Raw genomic sequence first — 22945 nt, 5'->3', positions numbered from 1 at the left:
CGCTGTCACCTTTCACCACGCCACGTTTTACACGTAGCACCACTCCATGCACCAGGGCAACCCAACCTTTAGCCGTCCCGCGCCAGCCTCCCAGCCTACCGGGAAGCGCCACCCTCGTCACGCCCGCGGCGTTGACCACTCTCGTACGACTGGCCATGCTGCGATAGGACTCCCTCCGGGAAAACACATACGAGGACAGGTGACATGCGCCATTACGCCCCCCGTAGCCGCCTGGCCACTCATGATGTGACCAACCAGCCCGAACCCGCCAGCGACCGGGACCTGCTGGCCGGTGACCTGCCGCTGCGTGAAGCGCTGCAGCGCGAGGCCCCGGCCTGGGTGGCCGAACGTCTGGTACCGCTGGGCCGCGAAACGGGCAGCGTACGCGTCCAGGAGTTCGGCGAGGCCGCCAATCGCCACTCGCCGGAGCTGTGCCTGTTCGATCGCCACGGCCGCCGCCTGGACGAGGTGCGCTATCACCCGGCCTACCACGAGCTGATGCGCCTGGCATTGGAGGGCGGCTGGCACGCCGTGGCCTGGCACGAAGAGGGAAACGGCGGGCACCAGGCCCATATCGCCGCCCTTTACCTGCTGACCCAGGCCGAGCCGGGCTTCTGCTGCCCGGTGACCATGACCCATGCCGCCATGCCGGTACTGCGTCGCAGCCCCGAGGTCGAAGGCGAATGGGCCCCGGGCCTGCTGGCCAGCGCCTACGACCCCCGCGCCCTGCCCGCTGGGGAGAAACACGGCCTCACCTTCGGCATGGCCATGACCGAGAAACAGGGCGGCAGCGACGTGCACCGCAACACCACCCGCGCCGAGCGCGACGGCGAGGGCTGGCGGCTGGCCGGCCACAAGTGGTTCTGCAGTGCGCCGATGTCGGATGCCTTCCTTACCCTGGCCCAGACCGACGAGGGACTGACCTGCTTCCTGGCGCCGCGCTTCACGCCGGATGGCGAGCGCAACGCCATCGAGATCCAGCGGCTCAAGGAGAAATGCGGCAACCGCGCCAACGCCTCCGCCGAGATCGAGTATCGCGGCGCCTGGGCCGTGCGCGTCGGCGAGCCCGGCCGCGGCGTGGCCACCATCATCAACATGGTGCAGCAGACCCGGCTCGATGCCGCCACCGCGCCGGTTGGCATGATGCGCCAGGCGCTGGATGAAGCATGGCGCCACGTGCGCCAGCGCCACGCCTTCGGCCGGCCACTCGCGGAGCAGCCGCTGATGCAGGCGGTGCTCGCCGATCTCGCGCTGGAGGTGGAAGCCGGCCTGGCGCTCGTGCTGCGCGCTGCCCGCGCCTTCGACGGTGACGCTCGTGGCGAACCCCACGAGACTGCCCTGGCTCGGGTGCTGCCGACGCTGGCCAAGTACTGGCACAACAAGCGCGGACCGGGATTCATGGCCGAGGCCATGGAGTGCCTGGGCGGCATCGGCTACGTGGAGGAGACGCCCCTGGCACGGCTCTACCGCGAGGCGCCGGTCAATTCGATCTGGGAGGGCTCGGGCAACGTGATCTGCCTGGACCTGCTGCGAGTACTGACGCGCCACCCAGAATCGATCGAAGCCCTGCGCGACGAGCTACGCGCGGCCCAGGGCATGCAGCAGGACCTCGATCTGGCCCTGGCCGGGCTCGAGCATGACCTGGCGCTACCTGCCGAAGAACTCGAACCACGTGCCCGCTGGCTGGCTCAGCGCCTGGCCCAAGGCATGCAAGCCGCGCTGTTGCTGCGCCATGCTCCCGGCGAGGTGGCCGAGACCTTCTGCCGCTCGCGGCTGGGGGTGGAGGCCAGTCCCGCCTATGGCGTATTGCCGGCCGGCTCGCCGCTGGCGGCGATCCTGGCACGAATCGGTGATTGAGCGGACGCCAGCGCCGGAATCTCCTCGGCAGGCACCGGTCGTGACAGGCCAAAGCCCTACACGTGAGCGGCATGGAGGTGGCGGTAGACGACTTCGGCGTCGGTTTTGCGTCGCTGGCTCGCTTGTCAACGCTGCTCCTCAACCGAGCGGGCCGATCACCACCCGCAGCGCAAGAGCCAGCAGCATCACGCCGGTGATGCGGTGTATCCAGTGCGCCCGCACCTGCAGCCAGGGCAGGACGCGCGAATGCGTCAGCGAAACCGCCACCAGCACGTACCAGCCCCCGTCGATGATCATCGCCGTGAGTACGATCAGCGCCTTGGCCAACAGCGACATGTCCGGCGTGACGAACTGGCTCAGCAGGGCCACGAAGAACAGGATCAGCTTGGGGTTGCCCAGCGCCACCAGCATCCCCTCGCGGGCCGCCTGGCGACGCGTGGTGACCACGCCGGAGGCTTCCAGCGCCGCCGCCCTGCCGGCGCGCAGCGCCTTGATCCCGAGCCAGGCCAGGTAGGCCGCCCCGCCCCAGGTGATCGCCTGGAACAGCGTGGGGAAGCGCACGATCAATGCCCCCAGCCCGAGCACCGTGAGCAGGGCGTAGAAGCCTACCCCGAGGGCATGGGAAAGCGCCGCGACGATGCCTGGCATCCGCCCGCCGCCGAGCGTGTGGCGCAGCACCAGGGCCAGGCTCGGCCCCGGCGACATCGCTCCCATGGCACACACGGCGACCAGTGACATCCATAAGGAAAGCGGCATTCCCTGCTCCTCTACGGTTCGACGTGACCGGCGTCGGCTCAGCGATGGAACTGACCTTCCCGCTCGGGTTGCCATAGGATCGCATCGATACGCAGGCGCGTCTTGCTGCCATCCGGCAGTGGCCAGTCGATCTCATCACCGATGCGCAAGCCGATGAGCCCGGCGCCGATCGGCGCCATCACCGAGATACCGTCCTCGGTGCTCGCCAGCGCATGGGGATAAACCAGCGTGCGTATCATCTGCCGGTTACGGGCCAGATCGGTGAACTGCACCTGACTGTTCATGCTGACCACGTCCGTCGGGATGTCTGCGGGATCGATCACCTCGCCGCGCTCGAGCTCCTCTTCCAGGCAATCGGCAACGAAGCGATCCTTGTCATTGGCCTGATCGATCAGGCGCTGCAGCCGCTCCGCATCCAAGCGGTTGATGATGATGGGGGGACGGGACGACATACGACCTCCTTGGCACCGGCAGTACGCTGCCGGCCATACAACAAAAACAGCCCTTCGCCCCGAGAACGGGGAGAAGGACTGTGGCTCTCACTATCATAAGCCCAAGCCCGGGGAATGTCAGGCCTGGAGATACCTGCGCGAGCACTCAGCCGCCTGGGCGACGCCCCGATGTGGCCAGCACCACGATACCCACCGCGGCCAGTGCCACTCCCACGAACGCCACCGGATTCCACTCCTGCCAGCCGTACGCTGCCATTATCAATCCCAGCGCCAGCAGCACCCAGGCGAACCCTTTCACACCCATTGCGCAGTCCTCAATACCGAGTATAGGTCTCAGCATGCAGCGGATAGGGAGCTACATCAAGAAAAGCGGAAATAGCGCACCGCAGCCCGTCCAAGCATGTCCACGGGGCTTGCCTGCTCCGTCGCGCGACATCCCGGTGAACGCAAGGCGTCGGGCAAGGTCGAAGAACCAAGTCAATTTCGTGCCGAGATCCCCATGCCTGCAGCCGCCCCCCTTCGCAACGCCGGCGAACCCAGCCCCCTCGAGGCCACCCTGGAAGCCAACGAGACGTATTATTCCGAGGAAAGCTTCTGGGACAAGCTCTCCTTCAGTGCTCGTCGGGCCGGAAAGAAGACCCTGGAGCCGGCACTGAAAATGTACTACTCGGCTCAGGACCCCAACACGCCTCTCTGGGCGAAGACAGCCATCTATGGTGCGCTGGGCTATTTCATCTCGCCCATCGACGCCATCCCCGATCTCACCCCCATCCTCGGCTACACCGACGACATGGGCGTACTGGCCGGCGCGCTGGCCATCGTCGCCGCCCACGTCAACGACAAGCACCGGGAGAAGGCCAAGGCCACGCTGGCCAGGTGGTTTGGGTAATTCAGGATACGGGATGTGTCAGGTCGTGGAAGTGGATACCGGTCGCCTTGATGACGGCCGTCATGGTACGCAGGGTGGGATTGCCCTTGGGTGATAGCGCCCGATAAAGACTCTCGCGTGAGACCTTGGCGCGTTCGGCAATGACGGCCATATCACCTTGGGCCTCCACCACGTGGCGCAACGCCATCAGAAAGGCAGACTCCCCGCCCTCTTCGTCCAGCTCATCGAACGCAGTGCGCAGGTAGTCAACGGCCATCTCCGGGTCGCTGCGCAGCATTTCGATCACGGCCTCGTCGTGGCTTCTCATCTCTGGGTTCTCCTTCGGTGATCCAGAAACGCCTTGGCCTGCTCAATGTCGGCTTGCTAGCGCTTCTTGGTGCCCCCGATCAACAACATCACCGATTGTGGAGAGCCAGAAACGCAAACAGCCGCTCGTAAGCGGCTGTTTTTCAATACTTCTCAAGCTGGTACCGGCGGTCGGACTCGAACCGACAAGGGCTTGCACCCGGCGGATTTTGAATCCGCTGCGTCTACCAATTCCGCCACGCCGGCAACGCGCGAAGCATTATACGTGGCCGGTGCGGCAGGTCAATCGCCAGGCCTGACGTGCAGAGCGATTTTCGGTATCCTTGCCCGCTGTTCCGGCGGCTCGCCAGCCGCCGTGCACGAATCCTCTCGATGACCAATGCGGACCCAACCTGCATGCAGCGCGCCGACTTTCATTACGAGCTTCCCGAGGAGCTGATCGCCCGCTACCCGTCCGAGCGGCGCAGCGACTGTCGCCTGCTATGTGTGAACGGCGAGAGCGGCGAGCTGGCCCATCATCGTTTCACCAACCTGCTGGAGCTGCTCGAGCCCGGCGACCTGCTGGTGTTCAACGACACCCGGGTGATCCCGGCGCGACTGCACGGCCACAAGGCCAGCGGCGGCAAGGTGGAGATGCTGCTGGAGCGTCCGCTGGACGCACACCGCGGCCTGGCCCACATTCGCTCCAGCAAGTCGCCCAAGCCCGGCACCGAGCTGATCTTCGAAGGGGACGTTCGCGCCGTGGTCGAGGGCCGCCGCGAGGCGCTGTTCGAACTGCGTTTCCTCGGCGAGACGCCGCTGATCGAGCTGCTGGAGCGCCACGGCCACATGCCGCTGCCGCCCTACATCGACCGCGCCGACGAACTCGCCGACCGCGACCGCTACCAGACAGTCTATGCCCGTCGCGACGGCGCCGTGGCCGCCCCCACCGCCGGCCTTCACTTCGACGAGCCTCTGCTCGAACGCTTGGCGGCGAAGGGCGTCGAAAGTGCCTTCGTCACCCTGCACGTGGGCGCCGGCACCTTCCAACCGGTGCGTGCCGACAACATTCGCGAGCACCAGATGCACAGCGAATGGATCGAGGTGGATGAAGCGGCCTGCGACAAAGTGCGCGCCGCCCAGGCAGCGGGGCGCCGCGTGATCGCGGTAGGCACCACCAGCGTGCGCTGCCTGGAGAGCGCGTGCCGGCAGAGCACCGATGGCAGAATCGCGCCCTACAGCGGCGAGACCGACATCTTCATCTATCCTGGCTACGAGTGGCGCTGCGTGGATGCGCTGATCACCAACTTCCACCTGCCCGAGTCGACCCTGCTGATGCTGGTTTCCTCGTTCGCCGGCTACGAGACAATCATGGCGGCCTATCGCGAGGCCGTGGCCGAGCGCTATGCCTTCTTCAGCTATGGCGATGCCATGCTGTTGACCCGCAAGCGCTCCTGAGCCGAAACGTTCCTGCCCCCCAAGAATGGCTGACCCGCGAGACGTCCACCACACCGATGTCTTGCCGAAAGAAGAGAACCCCATGCGCAACGAATGCTTCATGTCCTTCCAGCAACTGGCCAGCGATGGCCGGGCGCGCCGTGGCCGCCTCACCTTTCCCCGCGGCACGGTGGAGACACCGGCCTTCATGCCGGTGGGCACCTACGGCACCGTCAAGGGCATGACGCCCGCTTCGGTAGCAGAGATCGGCGCCGAGATCATCCTCGGCAATACCTTCCACTTGTGGCTGCGCCCAGGCACCGAGGTGATCGAGGCCCACGGCGACCTGCACGACTTCGCCCAGTGGCACAAGCCCATTCTCACCGACTCCGGCGGCTTCCAGGTCTTCTCGCTGGGCGAGATGCGCAAGATCACCGAGGAGGGCGTGCACTTCCGCTCGCCGGTGGACGGCGCCAAGGTGTTCATGGGCCCCGAGGAGTCGATGGCGGTGCAACGCTCGCTGGGCTCCGACGTGGTAATGATCTTCGACGAGTGCACGCCCTACCCGGCCACCGAGAAGGAAGCCGAACTCTCCATGGAACGCTCGCTGCGCTGGGCCAAGCGTTCGCGGGATGCCCATGGCAGCTCGCCCTCGGCGCTGTTCGGCATCATCCAGGGCGGCATGTACCCCGAACTACGCCGCCGCTCGCTGGAAGGCCTGCTCGAGATCGGCTTCGACGGCCTGGCCATCGGCGGCCTCTCCGTGGGCGAGCCCAAGGAGGAGATGATCGGGGTACTGAACTATCTGCCCGAATGGATGCCCGAAGAGTACCCGCGCTACCTAATGGGAGTCGGCAAGCCCGAGGACCTGGTGGAAGGCGTACGCCGCGGCGTCGACATGTTCGACTGCGTCATGCCCACTCGCAATGCGCGCAACGGCCACCTGTTCACCGCCGAGGGCACGATCAAGATCCGCAATGCCAAGCATCGCCACGACACCCGCCCGCTGGAAGAGGACTGCGACTGCTACACCTGCCAGAACTTCTCCCGCGGCTACCTGCACCACCTGGACCGCTGCGGCGAAATGCTCGGCTCGATGCTCAATACCATCCACAACTTGCGTTATTATCAGCGCCTGATGGCCAGTTTGCGCGGTGCCATCGAAGCGGGTACATTGGCTGACTTCGTGGCAGGCTACTATGCGCAGCGGGGGCTGCCGGTACCCGACGCACCGGATTGAATTGACCGGCCGCCAGCTCCGTGGTGGCAGCGGCCGGCAGCGACACTCTCATTCGCGACTTAACTTACCTTTCAGGAGATACGCTTCTCATGCTGGACTTCTTCATCTCCCCGGCCATGGCCCAGGACGCCGGCGCCGCAGGTGGCGGTATTGCCCAGATCGTCATGCTGGTCGGCTTCGTGCTGATCTTCTACTTCCTGCTGTGGCGCCCCCAGGCCAAGCGGGCCAAGCAGCATCGCGAGCTGGTCGGCGGGCTGTCCAAGGGCGACGAGGTGGTGATCGGTGGCGGCCTGGTGGGCCGGATCACCAAGGTGGGCGACGAGTTCCTTACCCTGGAGATCGCCGACAACACCGAGGTCAACGTACAGAAGAACGCCGTGGCCAACGTGTTGCCCAAGGGCACCATCAAGTCCATCTGACGTCGATGCTCCTCGCCCTTGCCGGTGGCTCCTCCTCGAGCCGGGTGACGGCGAGGGTCGCATGGCGGCCGGTGTCCTTCGCTCCTGGCGGAGCGGGACATACGGTCGCGCTGCCGTCCCGTAGCCTTTTTTACGCAACCTAGGCAGGGCTCCCATGCTCAACCGTTATCCCTTGTGGAAGTATCTGCTGATACTCATCGTGCTGCTCGGCGGCCTGATCTACTCCTTGCCCAACCTCTACCCCGAGGACCCGGCGGTACAGATCAGCAGCGTCCAGGGTGACTCCCCCCTCGACGACGCACAGCTCGAACGCGTTCAACACACGCTGCGCGATGCCGGCATCGGCATCAAGGCCGTAGAGCGCGAGGAAGCCAGCGTGCTGATCCGCCTCGACGATGCCGACCATCAACTGCATACCCGCGACCTGGTTGCCGAGGAGCTCGGCAATGACTTCGTGGTCGCCCTCAACCTGGCGGAATCGACCCCCGCCTGGCTGCAGAACCTGGCCGCCTCGCCCATGACCCTGGGCCTGGACCTGCGCGGCGGCGTGCACTTCCTGCTCGAAGTCGACATGGAAGCCGCGGTGACCCAGCGCCTGGAAGTCAACGCCAGCGCCATTCGCGAGCAATTGCGCAGCGAACGCATCCGCTACCGTGGCACCGATATTGAGGGCCGTGCGCTCTCCATCGTCTTTACCAGCGATGAGGATCGCGACACCGCCCGTCGCCTGATCGCCCGCGAATTCCGCGACTTCGACTACGCCAGCGAGCAGGAGGGCCGCGCCTCGCTGCTGGTGATGACGCTGACCGACCAGGCCGTGGCGGAGATCCAGGACTACGCCATCAACCAGAACCTCACCACCCTGCGCAACCGGGTGGACGAGTTGGGCGTGGCGGAACCGCTGGTACAGCGCCAAGGACCGGATCGTATCGTGGTGGAGCTGCCCGGAGTGCAGGACACCGTGGCCGCCAAGCGCGTGGTGGGTGCCACCGCCAACCTGGAGTTCCGTCTCGAGGCTCGCCCGGATACGCCGGACGCCGAGACCGAGTCCTTCGCCTTCCGCAACAACCCGAGTCGCACCGCCGACTTGATGCGCGACGTGATCATCACCGGCGACAGCGTCTCCAGTGCCAACCGTAGCTTCGACGAGAACGGCCGCCCCCAGGTCAACATCAACCTGGACGGCACCGGCGGAACGCTGATGAACCGTGCCACCCGCACCAACATCGGGCGCAACATGGCGGTGCTGTTCATCGAGCACAAGACCCGTGATCGCGTGGTGATGGAAGATGGCGAGGAAGTCACGGTACGCGAGCCCTATACCGAACGCGGCCTGATCAGCCTGGCCACCATCCAGAGTGCACTAGGCAACAGTTTCCGCATCACCGGGCTCGACTCGCCCACCGAGGCGGCCGAGCTGGCTCTGCTGCTGCGCTCCGGCTCGCTGGCGGCACCGATCTACTTCGTTCAGGAGCGTACCATCGGCCCGAGCCTGGGTGCCGAGAACATCGCCCGCGGCGTGATGTCGGTGCAGATCGGCCTGCTGTTGGTCGTGCTGTTCATGCTGATTCGCTACAAGGTCTTCGGCATCTTCGCCAACGTGGCGCTGGCGCTGAACCTGACCCTGCTGATCGCCGCCATGTCGCTGCTCGGCGCCACCCTGACGCTGCCGGGCATCGCCGGCATCGTGCTGACGCTGGGCATGGCAGTGGATGCCAACGTGCTGATCTTCGAACGAATACGCGAAGAACTGCGCAACGGCTTGTCGGTTCAGCAGGCGATTCATGCCGGCTACGAGCGCGCCTTCAGCTCCATCGTCGACGCCAACATCACCACCCTGCTGGTGGCGGTCATCCTGTTCTCGATCGGCACCGGCCCGGTCAAGGGCTTCGCCGTGACCCTGTCGCTGGGGATCATCACCTCGCTGTTCACCGCCCTGCTGGTGACTCGTGCCATGGTGAACCTCGTCTACGGCGGCAAACCGGTCAAGAAGCTCTGGATCTAAGGCTTACCAACATGAGGTGGTTATGAAGACCCTCGTCAACCGACAGTTCGACTTCATGGGCAAACGCCGGATCGCCTTCGCAGTCTCCGGCCTGCTGATCCTGGCGTCGATCGTCTCGCTGCTGTTCCAGCAGCTCAACCTGGGGCTGGACTTCACCGGCGGCACCCTGGTCGAGGTACGCTACGCCGTGGCGCCCTCGCTCGACGCCGTGCGCCAGACTCTGGAGGCCGCCGCATTCCGCGACGTCTCGGTGCAGACCTTCGGCGCCTCCACCGAGGTACTGATCCGCCTGCAACAGGCCTTCGAGCCCGACGTCGGCGAACAGGTTGTCGGCCTGCTGCGCGCCGAAGGCGATACCGTGCAACTGGTGCGCGCCGAGTTCGTCGGCGCCCAGGTCGGCGAGCAACTGCGCGACCAGAGCGGCCTCGGGTTGCTGCTGGCCATGGCCGTCGTGATGGTCTACGTGGCCTTCCGCTTCCAATACAAGTTCGCCATCGGCGCCGTGCTGGCCCTGTTTCACGACGTGATCATCGTGGTCGGCATCTTCTCGCTATTTCAATTCGACTTCGATCTCACCGTGATGGCGGCACTGCTGGCGGTGATCGGTTATTCGCTCAACGACACCATCGTCGTTTACGACCGTATTCGCGAGACCATCCGCACCTCGCGCATCGACGACATGCCGGCGATCTTCAACGAAGCGATCAACCTCACCCTGTCACGCACGCTGGCGACGTCTGGTACCACCCTGCTGGTACTGATGGCGCTGCTGCTGCTGGGCGGCGACATGATCCACTACTTCTCCATCGCACTGATCCTCGGCGTGGTAGTGGGTACCTTCTCCTCCATCTACGTGGCAGCCGCCCTGCTGCTCATCGTGAAACTGGAACGCAAGGACCTGATTCCGCCGAAGAAAGAGGACGTCGAGGCCGAAGAAGAATTGCCCTGACCCTCCGAGCATGAGCCGCGGACATGGCAACCGCACGAACTCGGGCCCCGGCCGCCTCCCTGTCCACCGGGGCCCGTTGCTTGCGTGTGCTTCTGCCATGCGTGGAAAAGACAGGCCGCCCACCGCCTGCCCCACCGGAGGCGCCGGCTCACTTCTTGCGGGGACACGGGTAGGTCTCGTCCGACTCCGGCTCGCGATCACGCTTGGCAGCGCGCAGGTCCCGATAGACTGCGGTGCGCATGATCAGCATGGCCACTACCGGCGCCGTCAGGAACACGAAGGCCGTGATCAGCAACTCGTGGATCACCAGGCGCGACTGCAGCGCGGTGAAATAGATCATCGACGCGATCAGGATGCAGCCGGTACCCAGCGTGATGGTGATCGCCGGGCCATGAATGCGCTGATAGAAGTTCGGCAGCCGCACCAGACCCAGGGCGCCGATCAGCACGATGAGGCTGCCCAGCACCAGCAGCGCCGTCACCGGCAGACTCACCCACACCGGGAGGGTTTCGATTCCCTGGTTCATTCGATCACCTCGCCTCGCATCAGGAATTTGGCCAGGGCCACGGTCGACACGAAGCCCGTCAAGGCGATCAGCATGGCCGCCTCGAAATAGATCAGGCTGCCGAAGCGGATACCCAATGCCAGTGCCAGCAGCATCGCGCACATCCACAGGGTATCCAGCGCCAGCACGCGATCCTGGGCGGCGGGTCCCCGCAGCAGGCGAACCATGCACAGCAGCATCGCCAGTACGGTGCACAGCAGGGTGAAGTCGATGGCCAGGAACAAGAGCGTCATCATGGGAACCTCCCCCTATTCGAAGATCTCGATCAACGGCTGCTCGTAGCGCGTCTTGATGGTGTCGATCCACCATGCCTCGTCGTGCAGATCAAAGACGTGCAGCGCCAGGTCGTGGGAGTCCGGCAGGATCTCCACCCACACGGTGCCCGGGGTCGAGTTGATCAGGCACGATAGCAGCGCCAGGCCGTGCGGATGCTTCAGATCCAGCGGTACCCGAATGAACTGGGAGTTGAGTCCGTCAGGCCTAGTGAACAGGATGATGCGGCTGACGTTGAAGCAGGAGCGCACGATCTCCACCAGCGCCATGCCGAGCAGCCGCGCCATCACTATCGGTTTCTTGAAGCGTACTGCCGCCATCGGTCGCAGCGGCTTGGCCCACAGCGGCACGACGACGGCCAGCAGCGCACCGAGCAGCAGGTGGCCCGGTGCCAGGCTCTGGTTGAGCAGCAACCACATGACCAACAGTGCCACGGACAGTGGCGGTGACGGGAACCAGCGGCTCATGGGCGATCCCCCTCGATGATCCTGGACACGACGGGCTCCGACAGCACCCGTTCGACGTAGGCCTCGGACCGGTGCAGGGCCTCCGCGCTGCGTTCCAGGTAATCCATGGCCGGGCCGGCCTGTACGGTCAACAGCACGCACAGCAGCAGCAGCAGGCTGATCGGCGCCACTTCCGTGAGCTGAAGGCGAGGCGGCGTCACGTCCTTGGCGGCCCAGAAGGTACGTACCCCGAAGCGCATCAGCGATATGATGCCCGCGAGGCCCGAGAGCACCACCAGCGTCAGCAGTACCCAGGTGATGCGACCGAGCGCCTCGCCCGGCCCGGGATTGAGCAGGGCGTGGAACAGGCCGAACTTGGCAATGAACCCCGACAGGGGGGGCAACCCCGTGATGACCAGCGCACAGCCGGCAAAGGCCAGTCCCAGGAAAGCCAGGGCCCCCGGAATCGCCACCCCCACCGGCTCGTCGGGCGCATCCTCCACGGCGAAGGCCTCCATGGTCAGCGCCAGCATGGCGGCGCTGGGTGTCCTGATCCGCTCGATCAGTTCGATCAGCAGCAGGAACGCCGCCACCGCCAGGGTCGAGCCGATCAGATAGAACAGCGCCACCCCGATCAGCGACGGTTGCCCATAGCCGACCACCGCCAGCAGCGTGCCGGATGAGATGACCGCGGCGTAGCCCGCCATACGCCCCGAGTCCTGGCTGGCCAGGAGTCCGATGGTGCCGAAGGCGAGCGTCGCCAGGCCGCCCCACAGCAGGGCATCGAAGCCGAACCCCGCCGCCGCTCCGTCGGAGAACACCAGCAGCCAGAGCCGCAGTACCACATAGACGCCGATCTTGGTCATCAACACCATCATCGCCGCCACGGGCGGAGAGGCAGCAGCATAGGTGGTCGGCAACCAGAACCCCAGCGGCCACATGGCGCTCTTGGTCAGGAAGGCCAGCGCCAGGACGGTCATGCCCAGCTTCAGCAGCACCAGTTCGTCGGCATCCAGGCCGGAGACACGGCCCGCCAGGTCCGCCATGTTCAGCGTCCCGGCCGCGGCGTAAATCAGCGCCACCCCGATCAGGAAGAAGAACGACGCCACCAGATTGATCACGATGTACTGCATCCCGGCACGGATACGCATGCTGTTGTAGCCGTGCAGCACCAGGCCGTAGGAGGCCGCCAGCATCACCTCGAAGAAGACGAACAGGTTGAACAGATCGTTGGTCAGGAAGGCCCCGTTGATGCCCATCAGCAGGAACTGGAACAGCGAGTGGAAGTGCACCCCGATCCGGCTCCAGCGCGTCATGGCGAACACCAGCGATGCCAGCGCCAATCCGGAGCTGAGCAGCAGCATGACCGCGGTCAGGCGGTCCACCAGCAGCACGATGCCGAAGGGAGCCGCCCAATTGGCGGCAAGGTAGACGCCAACACCGCCGGGCCAGTGCTCGCTGTCCGACAGATGCACCAGCACCAGCGACACCACCAGCAGGCCCAGAACGCCGACCAGGTCGATCAGGAACTTCCGTTCGTGGTGACGTTCGCTGATCAGCACCAGCAGGGCACCGCACAGCAATGGCAACAACACGGGCGCCAGGATCAGATGCTGCATCCAAGGCAGGCTCATTTACTCGACTCCTTGCCATCGACGTGGTCGGTGCCCGTCAGCCCCCGGGAGCCGATCATCACCACCAGATAAAGGGCGGTGGTCGCAAAGCCGATCACGATGGCGGTGAGCACCAGCGCCTGGGGCAACGGATCGGCGTAGAGGCCGGCATCGACCAGTCCGTCGACCAGCCCGTCCTCCAGCGTCAGTGGGGGTCGATCTAGCCACAGGCGTCCCATGATGAAGATGAACAGGTTGACCGCATAGGAGATCAGCAGCAGGCCGGTGATCACCTGGAAGGTCCGGGGACGCAGGACCAGCCACACCCCCGAGCCGAACAGCACGCCGATGGAGATCGCGATGACGGCTTCCATTTACTTGATCTCCTTGCCGGTTGCACGGGGCGGCACGCTGCCCGCCGGCAGCCGGTGGCTACGCACCGACTGATGGGCCAGGGCCACCAGGATCAGGATGGTCGCACCGACTACCACGGCGAAGACCCCCAGATCGAAGACAAAGGCGCTGGGCAAATGGATCTCCCCCACGAGCGGCAGGGTGACGTGGGCGGTGTGGCTGGTCAGGAAGGGATGGCCGAACGCCCACGCGCCCAGCCCCGTCGCGCACGCCGCGATCAGGCCGAAGGCGATCCAGCGGTTCGACTGCAGGCGCAGATGCGTCTCCACCCAGGCCGTGCCGGCGAGCATGTACTGCACGATGATCGCCACGGCGAAGGTCAGGCCGGCGACGAAGCCGCCTCCGGGCAGGTTGTGACCCCGCAGGAAGAAGTAGGCCGCGATGACCAGCATGATCGGGAACAGCAGGCGCAGATAGACGCTGGGCACCTGCAGATAGCCGCTCTCGACCTGCTGGGCCGGCGTCTGGCCGGCGGCCGGATCGACGCTGTTGGCCTGCTGGGCGGGAATCGGCACGCTCTCGGGCGCCGGCCGGAAACGCCGCAGCAGGGCATACACCGTCAGCGCCACGATCGCCAGCACGGCGATCTCGCCTAGCGTGTCGAAGCTGCGGAAATCCACCAGCAGCACGTTGACGACGTTGCTGCCACCGCCCTCCGACAGCGCGCGGGTCAGGAAGAAATCAGAGATGCCTCCCGGGGACGCCGGGCGCACCAGCACCGCATAGCTGAGCGCACTCATGCCGAGTCCGGCCGACACGGCGATCGCCATGTCCCGGGAACGGCGCACCCAGGCGCTGCGTGGCGCCCGGAGATTCAGCTCGCGCGGCGCGATCCGCGCCGGCAGCCAGCGCAGGCCCAGCAAGATCAGCACCGTCGTCACGGTTTCCACCATCAGTTGGGTCAGCGCCAGGTCCGGCGCCGACAACCACAGGAAGGTCATACTCGTGACGATGCCAGTGCCACCGACCAGGCTCAGGGCCGCCAGGCGGTGGTACTTGGCCTGCCAGGCGGCCCCGATGGCGCAGGCGCAGCCGATCACCCACAGCCCGGCGAACAGCGGAGAGAACTCACCGCCGGAGGAAAATGCCAGCAGCGACAGCGGCCTGACCAGCAGCAGCGGCACCGCCACCAGCAGGACCATCATCAGCACCAGTTGCGGCTGCAGGCGCCGGGTACTGAGCAGCGTCTCCAGAGACGCGGCCGTCGAGGTCAGACGCAGCATGGTGCTCTCATAGGCCTCCTTGCCGTTGAAGCGATGCAACAACGGCACCCGGTCGGAGTGAATCAGGTCGTAGCGCCGACGCAGCAGGGTGTAGAAGGTCACGCCGCCTACCAAGGCCAGCACGCTCATCAACAAGGGCAGGTTGAAACCGTGCCACACCGCCAGGTCATACTCCGGCGCCTGGGCACCAAGCACCGAGAGCACGGCGTTGTTGAGCAGGCGGCCGACACTCCACCCGGGCGCCACACCCACCACCAGGCAGCAGAGCACCAGGAACTCCACCGGAAAGCGCATCCACCTGGGCGGCTCATGCGGCGCCTTGGGCAGGTCGGCCGCCAGCGGGCCGAAGAACACGTGGATGAAGCGCAGCGAGTAGGCGACGCTGAAGATCCCCATCAGGATCGCCGCCAACGACATGCCCCAGTTCTCCGGCCCGCCCACCAGCAGCGTCTCGGCGAAGAACATCTCCTTGGACAGGAAACCGTTGAGCAGCGGCACGCCCGCCATGGCCGCGCTGGCCACGATAGCCAGCGTCGCCGTATAGGGCAGCGCACGATAGAGGCCGCGTAGCTTTCTCATATCCCGGGTGCCGCTCTCGTGGTCGATGATCCCCGCGGCCATGAACAGCGACGCCTTGAAGGTAGCGTGGTTGAGGGTATGGAAGATCGCCGCCACCACCGCCAGCGGCGAGCCGATGCCCAGCAGCACGGTGATCAGCCCCAGGTGGCTGATGGTCGAATAGGCCAGCAGCCCCTTGAGATCGTGCTGGAAGATGGCCACGAAGGCGCCGATCAGCAGCGTACACAGGCCTGCCCCAGCGATGATCCAGGTCCACTCCGGTGTCCCCGACAGTGTCGGCCACAGGCGCATCAGCAGGAAGACCCCGGCCTTGACCATGGTGGCGGAGTGCAGGAAGGCCGATACCGGCGTAGGCGCCGCCATGGCATGTGGCAGCCAGAAATGGAAGGGGAACTGGGCGCTCTTGGTCAGGGCGCCCAGAGCGATCAGCACCAGGGTCGGCAGGTACCAGGGGTGCTCTCGCACCACATCGCCCGAGGCCAACACCACGTCCAGCGAATAGCTGCCGGCGATGTGGCCGAGCAGCAGCACCCCGACCAGAAGACATAGCCCGCCCGTCGCAGTGACGGTGAAAGCCATCCGCGCCCCGCGCCGGGCATCGGCCCGATGGTGCCAGTAGCCGATCAGCAGAAACGAAGTCACGCTGGTCAGCTCCCAGAATATCACCAGTTGAATCAGGTTGCCGGAGAGCACGACCCCCAACATCGAGCCCATGAAGGCCAGCAGGAAAGAGAAGAAACGCGGTACCGGGTCTGCCGGCGACATGTAGTAGCGCGCATAGATCACCACCAGCAGGCCAATGCCCAGAATCAGCATTGCGAACAGCCAGGCCAGTCCATCCATGCGCAGCATGAAGTCCAGGCCGTAACCGGGCAGCCAGGTGGCATGGAAGCGCACCGCCTCACCGCTGCCGGTCTGGGCGTACAGGAAGAGCGTCGTGAGCAGGCCGAACAGCGCCACGCCCCCGGCCAGCCATGCCTCCCGATTACGGGCATTGGCGGGCATCAGGGCGGCAATCGCACTGCCGACGAAAGGAACGAGGATCAGGGACAGTAGCAGCATGGCTCTCGGTCTCGGGCAAGCATGAATCTAAGCGTCTTGTCAGCAGCCGATGGCCGCGAGCCACAAACCTGTGCAGGTGAGGGACAGTACCGAAGGCAAGCTCCGGTCGGCGTCACGAGCATGAGCCAGGGTGCGGCGACTCCGTTCTCGGGCACGTTGCGTCGACTCCAGCCGTTTAAAACTACGCTACCGGCGCCACCCAGACAAGCGCAACTTACTGAATTACATGCAGGAACCCATAGCAGAGCCGTGCCATCACAGGACCGTTCGCCAAACGCAAGAGGTTCCCACCGGCGAGGCAAGGGCCGGCGAAGGCACCACCACAGGGGGCAATCCTCCGCCAAAGCCTAAGCCGGCACCTCTCGACCGTGTCGCTGCATCCCTCTCGGCCAGGCGAAGACCAGCGCCTTGAGCAGGGTGGCCAACGGGATGGCGAAGAAAACGCCCCAGAAGCCCCAGATCCCGCCGAAGAACAGCACCGCCACGATGATCGACACCGGATGGATGTTGTTGGTCTCCGAGAAGAGGATCGGAGCCAGGACATTGCCGTCCAGCGCCTGGATCACCCCATAGGCGATCAGCACATAGACGAACTCGTTGGTCATGCCAAAGTGGAAGCCCGCCACCGCCGCCACCGGCAGGGTGGCCACCGCCGCCCCGATGTAGGGCACCAGCACCGAGAAGCCCACCAGCACCGCCAGCAGCACCGAATAGGGCAGGCCGAAGAAGGCGAAGGTGAAGATGGAGACGGTGCTGACGATGACGATCTCGATGACCTTGCCACGCACGTAGTTGGCGATCTGGTCGTCCATCTCCTGCCAGATGCGGGTCATCAGGGTACGCTTCTGGGGCAGCAGCGAAAGCGCGAAGCCCGTCAGCGCCGCCCGATCCTTGAGCAGGAAGAACACCAGGATCGGCACCAGCACCAGGTAGATGATCAGGGACAGCACGTTGCCGAGCGATGCCAGCGACAGGGTCAGGGCGCGCTGGCCGAACTGGGTCATCTCGCGCCCCGCCACGCCGATCCAGTTCTGGATCTGGTCCGGTGTGACCAGTTGGGGATAGCGCTCCTGGAGGTCGTCGAGCAGATGCTGGCCGCTGGCGAACATGCGCGGCGTCTCCTGCACCAGCCCTACCAACTGGTTCCAGATCAGCGGCATCAGGATGAAGGCCAGCGCCAGCAGCATGCCGATGAAGCCCAGGAACACCAGGCTTACCGCCAGCAGGTGCGGCACATGGCGCCGCTGCAACCAGGTCACCGCCCCCTGCAGCAGGAAGGCGATCACCAGGGCGGTGAGGAAGGGTGCCAGCATATGCCCGAGGAAGATCACCGCGGCGAAGCCAAGCACCAGCAGCACCAGCAGAATTACCGCTTCCTCGTCGGAGAAGTAGCGGTTGATCCAGCCCTTGAAGACGGAACGCAGGGTCATGACGCCCCCTCACGGCTGCCGTAACGCCAGTGATGGTAAACGGCTATTCCCATGGAGGCAGGACCTCAGCCAGGCCAGTGGCAGGCGGCCTGGTCGTCCGAACCGACGGCGACAACACCGCACGGTGCAAGCAAGTAGCGTTCCCACGACCTTTGAGAAGCATGTTGGTGTTCCTCGATAGCATGGATGGAGCCGCCTGAGAGCATACCCTAAACAGGGGATGCTTCAGTAATTGAACGGTTGATCCGTCCACCATGCAGCCAGACGGCAGCCCGGCGCCCAATCGGCATGGGCAAGCCGACAACCGGCCGATGCTTAGGGCAGTTGGGCGGGGCTGCACTGAGAAAAGCTGATGAATGGCCGCCTGAACGCAACCGCCCCCGCAGCAGCGCTGCGGGGGCGGTTGCGTTCGCGGCCGAATTGGCACTCAGAAATGGGGTTTGAGCTGCTGCACCAGGGCCTTGTACAGGCGCGGGCCGGCGGCCATCAGCTGGCCCTCGGTCTCCATGCTGGGCTGGCCGTCGGGCGTACCCATCAGCGCCCCGGCCTCCTTGAGCAACAGTGTACCGACCAGGCGATCCTGGTCCTCCAGCCCCAGCACGAAGGCGGCATCGGCGCGCCCCGCGGCCAACTCGGCCATGTCGAGCAGGCCGCTGCCGCTGGCCAGTTGGGTCTCGACCTGGGGACCGAGCTGCTGAACGAGGGTCAGGTAGGCGGGCAGGTGGCGCGAGCGCTGCCAGCTCTCGGGCAGGCTCATGGCCACTCGCGCACCGAGAATGGTGCTGGCCTTGGGCACGCGGATACGCTTGCCGTTGTGCTGGGCACCACGGCCGCGGCTGGCCAGGTATTCGTCATCGCTGAAGGGGCAGATCACCACCGCGTGCTCCGGGCGTCCCTTCGCCAGACACACCAGCGAAAGGGCAAAGCCACTGCCGGCCACGCCGAGGCTGGAGTAACCGTGAAAAGGCTCGATGCGCCATTCGATATCCTGACCTTCGCCTTCTCCGGCGCGGTAAGGCGTGAAGCGGCCAGCAACCCCATGCTGGGGATAACCGCGGTTGAGCTGACGAGCGATCAGTGTTTCGGCATTGCGGGCGGTGTCCTCGAGCAGACGCTCGAGGTTGTGTTCCTCATGAGCGTTCTCGATACGCTCACGGATGCGCAAGAACTGTTCGGCGGCGCTGCGCGTGGCGCGCAGGGCGAATTGGACCATCGGATGCATGATCGGGCCTTGGAGCGTCGGTGATGTTAAAGAACAGGCTAGTTCGACATGGAGTCCGTATCGTACGAGGAGCTCGGTCGAACGCGTGGCGCGCATCCTAGCAGAACTCCCGGCCCCGCGCCATCGCCGCCGGAGGGCATGGTAGACTTGGCCTTTTCCGGAATCACCCGTCACCGGCAGAGGCAGTTCCCATGCTCGACCGCATTCGCATCGTGCTGATCGGCACCAGCCATCCTGGCAATATCGGCGCCACCGCCCGCGCCATGCACAACATGGGGCTCGCCGATCTGGCCCTGGTCGCACCGCGCTGCGAACCACTGACCAGCGAGAGCATCTCGCGGGCCTCCGGAGCCGACCACATCGTTCACGCGGCACGCCTCGTGGCCACTCTCGAGGAGGCCGTGGCCGATTGCACGCTTGCCGTGGGGGCCAGTGCCCGCTCGCGCACCCTGCCGTGGCCGATGATCACCCCCCGTACCCTGGGCGAGCGCCTGCCGCAGGAATTGTCCGGACCCGACTCACGGGTGGCGCTGGTATTCGGCCGCGAGGACAGCGGGCTTTCGAATACCGAGCTGCAGCGCTGCCACGCTCACGTGCACATCCCCACCAACCCCGGCTTCAGCTCACTCAATCTGGCCGCCGCGGTTCAGGTGCTGGCCTACGAGTGCCGTCTGGCGTCACTCGAAGCCAGCAGCGATGAACCCGCGCAGGACGAGGAGCCGCAACAACCGCTGGCCAGCCACGAGGAGCTGGAACACTACTTCGCCCACCTCGAGCGCACCCTGGTCGCCATCGGCTTCCATGATCCAGCCCTGCCGCGCCAGTTGATGGCCCGGCTGCGCCGCTTCACCCTGCGTGCCCGGCCGGAGCGTATGGAACTCAACATCCTGCGCGGCATCCTGTCGGCCACGGAGAAGTGCGCCGCCACGCCAGGGACGGATATCCTGGAGGCGAGCGCCAAGGAGCGGGAGTGTCGCAACGGTGGAACGGACAGCAGCGCCAGCCGTTCGGACTCCGAACGGTAGACGCCTTGAACGTTGCCCGCTGCGTCCCCATATGGTCAAACTACCGTTACATGAAGGTTTTCCCGCCGCCCAGGCCGCCTCTCCGTCACCAAGGACCGCTGCATGTTTCAACGACTGCGCGAGGACATCAATAGCGTATTCGCCCGCGACCCGGCGGCACGCAACTTCCTGGAAGTGCTCACCAACTATCCGGGGTTGCACGCACTGCTGCTCCATCGCCTCGCCCACTGGCTGTGGCAGAAACAGCTCAAGTGGCTGGCCCGCACGCTGTCGACCTTCTCGCGCTGGCTTACCGGGATCGAGATCCATCCCGGGGCCAAGATCGGCCGGCGCTTCTTCATCGACCACGGCATGGGCGTGGTCATCGGCGAGACCGCCGAGGTCGGCGACGACGTCACGCTCTACCAGGGTGTGACGCTAGGCGGCACCAGCTGGCACAAGGGCAAGCGCCACCCGACGCTGGAAGACGGCGTCATCGTCGGCGCCGGAGCCAAGATTCTCGGCCCGTTCACCGTCGGCGCAGGGGCCAAGGTCGGCTCCAATGCGGTGGTGACCAAGGAAGTGCCTGCCGGCGCCACGGTGGTCGGCATTCCCGGCAAGATCGTCAAGCGCGCCGATCCGGACGTTGCCGAGGTACTGGAAGTCGATCCCGAGCGTCGCGAGGCGATGCGGCGCAAGTTCGGCTTCGATGCCTACGGCGTGAGCGAGGACATGCCCGACCCGGTGGCACGCTCGATTCAGGCGATGCTCGACCACATGCATGCCGTGGACGAGCGTATCGAGCGCATGTGCGGCACGCTGCGCAAGCTCGATGCCAGCTACCGCGAGGGCAAGCTGCCGGAGCTGCGCGATGAGGACTTCGCCGATATCCTGTCCGACGTCGACTCCTGCTGCGGCCCGACATCCACCGCTTCCGGCGCCGAACATGACCGGGATCAAGGCAGATCCGAACCTCCTCGGGGGAATGGTTGACCTTAGCAGTCAGGCTTTACCATAATGGTGTCCTACTAAGACGACGGCTCGCCGCCAGCGGCGAGCGCTCGCTGACCTACCGGCCTGTTCGCAGTGTCGAGGTACGCTTCCCGATGCGCCAGAAGAGCCTGCCATGCGTTTGACCACCAAGGGACGCTACGCCGTCACTGCCATGCTCGATCTGGCCCTGAACGCCGACAGGGGTCCCATCTGCCTGGCCGATATCTCGCGGCGTCAGGAAATCTCGCTGCCTTATCTGGAGCAGCTCTTCGCCCGCCTGCGTCGCGCTGGGCTGGTCAATAGCGTGCGCGGCCCGGGTGGCGGCTACCTGCTCGCGAAACCTGCCGCCGAGATCTCGGTATCACGGGTGATCGACGCCGTCGACGAATCGGTCGACGCCACTCGCTGCCAGGGACTGTCGGACTGTCAGCAGGGCGATACCTGCCTGACCCACCACTTGTGGTGCGATCTCTCCGAGCAGATCCGCGGCTTCCTCGACGGCATTACCCTCGGCCAGTTGGTCGAACACGGCGATGTGCGCCGCATCGCCGCGCGCCAGCGCAGCCGCCACGAAGACAACACCATCCTGACCTCCTCGCCCTGACACCGGTCGAGGAACAGATTGGAGATTTCCGCGAGACCATGAGCGCCCTCGTCTACCTCGACTATGCCGCCACTACCCCGGTCGACCCCCGTGTCGCCGAGGTCATGCAGCGCTTTCTCACCCTGGACGGCACCTACGCCAACCCCGCCTCGCGCAGCCATATGCTCGGCTGGCAGGCAGAACAGGCGGTAGAGAGCGCGCGCCGCCAGGTGGCCGACATGATCGCCGCCGACCCGCGCGAGATCGTCTGGACCAGTGGCGCTACCGAAGCCGACAATCTCGCCCTGATCGGCTTCATGCGGGCCAACCGCGAGCGCGGCCGTCACCTGGTGACATCCGCCATCGAGCACAAGGCGGTGGTGGACACCGCCGCCGCCCTCGAACGAGAAGGCTTCGAGGTAACCTGGCTGACCCCGGGTGCCGATGGCCGTGTCACCCCCGCACAACTGCGCGAGGCGATGCGCCCCGACACGTTGCTGGTATCGCTGATGGCGGTCAACAACGAACTGGGCTGCATTCATGACCTGGCCGCCCTGGCTGAGGTGGCCCATGCCGGCGGCGCGGCATTTCACGTCGATGCGGCCCAAGGCGTAGGACGCATCGACCTTGACGTGGGCCGCCTGGGTATCGACCTGATGTCGCTCTCTGGCCACAAGGCCTACGGCCCCAAGGGCATCGGTGCCCTGTATGTCAGGCGCAGCCCGGACATCCGCATCGAGCCGCTGATCCATGGCGGCGGTCACGAGCGCGGCATGCGCTCCGGTACCCTGGCCACCCATCAGATCGTCGGCATGGGCGAAGCCTTCAGTCTGGCCAGCACCGAGGGCAAGGACGACCAGGCACGTATCATGGCGCTGAGGAACCGGCTGCTCGATGGGCTGTCGGACCTGGACGGGATACACCGCAATACCGCCATCGAAGTGGCGGTGCCCAACATTCTCAACCTGGCCTTCGAGGGCGTGGATGGCGAATCGCTGCTGATGGCGCTGCGCAGCATTGCCCTGTCGACCGGGTCGGCATGCAATTCCGCCAGTGTCGAGCCATCCTATGTATTGAAGGGTATCGGCGTGCCGCGCCCGCTGGCGCTGGCTTCGCTTCGCTTCAGCTTCGGCCGCTTCACGACCGAAGCCGACATCGATGCGGCGCTCGAGGCCATCCACCACGCCCTCCCGGGCCTGCGATACTAGCCGGCTTCGCGCACAGCCGATCGCTGTCCAGCCACCTTCGC

At 65.5% G+C, this 22945-nt stretch carries 23 protein-coding genes and 1 tRNA gene; 11 read left to right on the top strand and 13 right to left on the bottom strand.

The window, feature by feature from the left end:
* Positions 1-204: 204 nt before the first annotated feature.
* Entirely contained in the window at positions 205-1857 is a 1653-nt protein-coding gene (locus tag HOP51_RS12880; RefSeq protein ID WP_234274302.1) for an acyl-CoA dehydrogenase family protein, read from the top strand.
* 138 nt (positions 1858-1995) lie between these two features.
* Here HOP51_RS12880 and HOP51_RS12875 read toward each other — a convergent pair whose 3' ends face one another.
* From HOP51_RS12875 to HOP51_RS12865, 3 genes are all read right to left on the bottom strand, one after another.
* Positions 1996-2613 (bottom strand): LysE family translocator, encoded by a 618-nt coding sequence (locus tag HOP51_RS12875; protein ID WP_234274301.1) that lies wholly within the window; start codon positions 2611-2613, stop codon positions 1996-1998.
* Positions 2614-2651: 38 nt separating this feature from the next.
* Positions 2652-3065, bottom strand: coding sequence for a nucleoside diphosphate kinase regulator (gene rnk, locus HOP51_RS12870; RefSeq protein ID WP_234274300.1), 414 nt, complete (start codon positions 3063-3065; stop codon positions 2652-2654).
* Positions 3066-3210: 145 nt separating this feature from the next.
* Entirely contained in the window at positions 3211-3369 is a 159-nt protein-coding gene (locus HOP51_RS12865) for a hypothetical protein (RefSeq protein WP_234274299.1), read from the bottom strand.
* 195 nt (positions 3370-3564) lie between these two features.
* Between HOP51_RS12865 and HOP51_RS12860 the strand changes: the two genes are divergently transcribed.
* Complete coding sequence (locus tag HOP51_RS12860) at positions 3565-3954, top strand: YkvA family protein (protein WP_234274298.1); 390 nt, start codon at positions 3565-3567, stop codon at positions 3952-3954.
* Between the two features lies 1 nt (position 3955).
* Here the strand turns inward: HOP51_RS12860 and HOP51_RS12855 are convergent, their stop codons facing one another.
* Both HOP51_RS12855 and HOP51_RS12850 read right to left on the bottom strand, forming a co-directional pair.
* Positions 3956-4261: an addiction module antidote protein gene (locus tag HOP51_RS12855; protein ID WP_234274297.1), complete on the bottom strand. Its 306-nt coding sequence runs from the start codon at positions 4259-4261 to the stop codon at positions 3956-3958.
* A gap of 158 nt (positions 4262-4419) precedes the next feature.
* Positions 4420-4506 (bottom strand) — tRNA-Leu (locus HOP51_RS12850).
* Positions 4507-4656: 150 nt separating this feature from the next.
* Between HOP51_RS12850 and queA the strand changes: the two genes are divergently transcribed.
* The 5 genes from queA to secF all read left to right on the top strand — a co-directional run bounded on the left by queA (position 4657) and on the right by secF (position 10289).
* The gene (gene queA / locus HOP51_RS12845) at positions 4657-5697 is read left to right on the top strand and encodes a tRNA preQ1(34) S-adenosylmethionine ribosyltransferase-isomerase QueA (RefSeq protein ID WP_234274417.1); all 1041 of its coding nucleotides are present in this window, start codon (positions 4657-4659) and stop codon (positions 5695-5697) included.
* Between the two features lie 100 nt (positions 5698-5797).
* Positions 5798-6916, top strand: coding sequence for a tRNA guanosine(34) transglycosylase Tgt (tgt, locus tag HOP51_RS12840; RefSeq protein WP_455423587.1), 1119 nt, complete (start codon positions 5798-5800; stop codon positions 6914-6916).
* An 89-nt stretch (positions 6917-7005) separates the two neighbouring features.
* Positions 7006-7335, top strand: coding sequence for a preprotein translocase subunit YajC (yajC, locus tag HOP51_RS12835; RefSeq protein ID WP_159554570.1), 330 nt, complete (start codon positions 7006-7008; stop codon positions 7333-7335).
* 154 nt (positions 7336-7489) lie between these two features.
* Positions 7490-9340: a protein translocase subunit SecD gene (gene secD, locus HOP51_RS12830; protein WP_234274295.1), complete on the top strand. Its 1851-nt coding sequence runs from the start codon at positions 7490-7492 to the stop codon at positions 9338-9340.
* Positions 9341-9362: 22 nt separating this feature from the next.
* Positions 9363-10289, top strand: a complete 927-nt coding sequence (secF, locus tag HOP51_RS12825; protein WP_234274294.1) for a protein translocase subunit SecF — start codon at positions 9363-9365, stop codon at positions 10287-10289.
* A 148-nt stretch (positions 10290-10437) separates the two neighbouring features.
* Here secF and HOP51_RS12820 read toward each other — a convergent pair whose 3' ends face one another.
* The 8 genes from HOP51_RS12820 to HOP51_RS12785 form a co-directional block, all read right to left on the bottom strand.
* The gene (locus HOP51_RS12820) at positions 10438-10815 is read right to left on the bottom strand and encodes a Na+/H+ antiporter subunit G (RefSeq protein ID WP_234274293.1); all 378 of its coding nucleotides are present in this window, start codon (positions 10813-10815) and stop codon (positions 10438-10440) included.
* Positions 10812-11090 (bottom strand): K+/H+ antiporter subunit F, encoded by a 279-nt coding sequence (locus HOP51_RS12815; protein ID WP_234274292.1) that lies wholly within the window; start codon positions 11088-11090, stop codon positions 10812-10814. The genes HOP51_RS12820 and HOP51_RS12815 overlap by 4 nt, the downstream gene beginning before the upstream one ends.
* A 12-nt stretch (positions 11091-11102) precedes the next feature.
* Positions 11103-11594, bottom strand: a complete 492-nt coding sequence (locus HOP51_RS12810) for a Na+/H+ antiporter subunit E (protein ID WP_234274291.1) — start codon at positions 11592-11594, stop codon at positions 11103-11105.
* Positions 11591-13207: a monovalent cation/H+ antiporter subunit D gene (locus HOP51_RS12805; RefSeq protein WP_234274290.1), complete on the bottom strand. Its 1617-nt coding sequence runs from the start codon at positions 13205-13207 to the stop codon at positions 11591-11593. The genes HOP51_RS12810 and HOP51_RS12805 overlap by 4 nt, the downstream gene beginning before the upstream one ends.
* A complete protein-coding gene (locus HOP51_RS12800) occupies positions 13204-13560 on the bottom strand; it encodes a Na+/H+ antiporter subunit C (protein WP_234274289.1) in 357 nt (118 codons plus the stop codon). Before HOP51_RS12800 ends, HOP51_RS12805 begins: the two co-directional genes overlap by 4 nt.
* Complete coding sequence (locus tag HOP51_RS12795) at positions 13561-16464, bottom strand: monovalent cation/H+ antiporter subunit A (RefSeq protein WP_234274288.1); 2904 nt, start codon at positions 16462-16464, stop codon at positions 13561-13563.
* A gap of 347 nt (positions 16465-16811) precedes the next feature.
* A complete protein-coding gene (locus HOP51_RS12790) occupies positions 16812-17894 on the bottom strand; it encodes an AI-2E family transporter (protein ID WP_234274287.1) in 1083 nt (360 codons plus the stop codon).
* Between the two features lie 427 nt (positions 17895-18321).
* Positions 18322-19116: an inositol monophosphatase family protein gene (locus HOP51_RS12785; RefSeq protein WP_234274286.1), complete on the bottom strand. Its 795-nt coding sequence runs from the start codon at positions 19114-19116 to the stop codon at positions 18322-18324.
* 191 nt (positions 19117-19307) lie between these two features.
* On the opposite strand from HOP51_RS12785, the gene HOP51_RS12780 reads away from it, so the two are divergent.
* From HOP51_RS12780 to HOP51_RS12765, 4 genes are all read left to right on the top strand, one after another.
* Positions 19308-20141 (top strand): RNA methyltransferase, encoded by an 834-nt coding sequence (locus tag HOP51_RS12780; RefSeq protein WP_234274285.1) that lies wholly within the window; start codon positions 19308-19310, stop codon positions 20139-20141.
* Between the two features lie 102 nt (positions 20142-20243).
* On the top strand, positions 20244-21113 hold the full coding sequence (cysE, locus tag HOP51_RS12775) for a serine O-acetyltransferase (protein ID WP_234274284.1): 870 nt from the start codon (positions 20244-20246) through the stop codon (positions 21111-21113).
* A 133-nt stretch (positions 21114-21246) separates the two neighbouring features.
* On the top strand, positions 21247-21717 hold the full coding sequence (gene iscR, locus HOP51_RS12770) for a Fe-S cluster assembly transcriptional regulator IscR (RefSeq protein WP_234274283.1): 471 nt from the start codon (positions 21247-21249) through the stop codon (positions 21715-21717).
* Between the two features lie 38 nt (positions 21718-21755).
* Positions 21756-22904 carry an aminotransferase class V-fold PLP-dependent enzyme gene (locus HOP51_RS12765; protein WP_234274282.1) on the top strand — a complete coding sequence of 383 codons (1149 nt, stop codon included), beginning with the start codon at positions 21756-21758 and terminating at the stop codon, positions 22902-22904.
* Positions 22905-22945 lie beyond the last annotated feature (41 nt).

It is taken from the genome of Billgrantia zhangzhouensis (assembly GCF_021404465.1).
Lineage (GTDB): Bacteria > Pseudomonadota > Gammaproteobacteria > Pseudomonadales > Halomonadaceae > Halomonas > Halomonas zhangzhouensis.
The sequence above is the reverse complement of the archived record's forward strand: the minus strand, read 5'-3'. Positions and strand labels throughout refer to the sequence as shown.

Bases quoted from the DNA above. Each gene is read 5' to 3' on its own strand.
- queA (WP_234274417.1), top strand. From the start codon at position 4,657: ATGCAGCGCGCCGACTTTCATTACGAGCTTCCCGAGGAGCTGATCGCC.
- HOP51_RS12855 (WP_234274297.1), bottom strand. From the start codon at position 4,261: ATGAGAAGCCACGACGAGGCCGTGATCGAAATGCTGCGCAGCGACCCG.
- HOP51_RS12790 (WP_234274287.1), bottom strand. From the start codon at position 17,894: ATGACCCTGCGTTCCGTCTTCAAGGGCTGGATCAACCGCTACTTCTCC.
- iscR (WP_234274283.1), top strand. From the start codon at position 21,247: ATGCGTTTGACCACCAAGGGACGCTACGCCGTCACTGCCATGCTCGAT.
- secF (WP_234274294.1), top strand. From the start codon at position 9,363: ATGAAGACCCTCGTCAACCGACAGTTCGACTTCATGGGCAAACGCCGG.
- cysE (WP_234274284.1), top strand. From the start codon at position 20,244: ATGTTTCAACGACTGCGCGAGGACATCAATAGCGTATTCGCCCGCGAC.
- HOP51_RS12810 (WP_234274291.1), bottom strand. From the start codon at position 11,594: ATGAGCCGCTGGTTCCCGTCACCGCCACTGTCCGTGGCACTGTTGGTC.
- HOP51_RS12785 (WP_234274286.1), bottom strand. From the start codon at position 19,116: ATGCATCCGATGGTCCAATTCGCCCTGCGCGCCACGCGCAGCGCCGCC.
- HOP51_RS12800 (WP_234274289.1), bottom strand. From the start codon at position 13,560: ATGGAAGCCGTCATCGCGATCTCCATCGGCGTGCTGTTCGGCTCGGGG.
- yajC (WP_159554570.1), top strand. From the start codon at position 7,006: ATGCTGGACTTCTTCATCTCCCCGGCCATGGCCCAGGACGCCGGCGCC.
- HOP51_RS12880 (WP_234274302.1), top strand. From the start codon at position 205: ATGCGCCATTACGCCCCCCGTAGCCGCCTGGCCACTCATGATGTGACC.
- HOP51_RS12795 (WP_234274288.1), bottom strand. From the start codon at position 16,464: ATGCTGCTACTGTCCCTGATCCTCGTTCCTTTCGTCGGCAGTGCGATT.
- HOP51_RS12815 (WP_234274292.1), bottom strand. From the start codon at position 11,090: ATGATGACGCTCTTGTTCCTGGCCATCGACTTCACCCTGCTGTGCACC.
- tgt (WP_455423587.1), top strand. From the start codon at position 5,798: ATGTCCTTCCAGCAACTGGCCAGCGATGGCCGGGCGCGCCGTGGCCGC.
- HOP51_RS12780 (WP_234274285.1), top strand. From the start codon at position 19,308: ATGCTCGACCGCATTCGCATCGTGCTGATCGGCACCAGCCATCCTGGC.
- HOP51_RS12765 (WP_234274282.1), top strand. From the start codon at position 21,756: ATGAGCGCCCTCGTCTACCTCGACTATGCCGCCACTACCCCGGTCGAC.
- HOP51_RS12875 (WP_234274301.1), bottom strand. From the start codon at position 2,613: ATGCCGCTTTCCTTATGGATGTCACTGGTCGCCGTGTGTGCCATGGGA.
- secD (WP_234274295.1), top strand. From the start codon at position 7,490: ATGCTCAACCGTTATCCCTTGTGGAAGTATCTGCTGATACTCATCGTG.
- rnk (WP_234274300.1), bottom strand. From the start codon at position 3,065: ATGTCGTCCCGTCCCCCCATCATCATCAACCGCTTGGATGCGGAGCGG.
- HOP51_RS12805 (WP_234274290.1), bottom strand. From the start codon at position 13,207: ATGAGCCTGCCTTGGATGCAGCATCTGATCCTGGCGCCCGTGTTGTTG.
- HOP51_RS12860 (WP_234274298.1), top strand. From the start codon at position 3,565: ATGCCTGCAGCCGCCCCCCTTCGCAACGCCGGCGAACCCAGCCCCCTC.
- HOP51_RS12820 (WP_234274293.1), bottom strand. From the start codon at position 10,815: ATGAACCAGGGAATCGAAACCCTCCCGGTGTGGGTGAGTCTGCCGGTG.
- HOP51_RS12865 (WP_234274299.1), bottom strand. From the start codon at position 3,369: ATGGGTGTGAAAGGGTTCGCCTGGGTGCTGCTGGCGCTGGGATTGATA.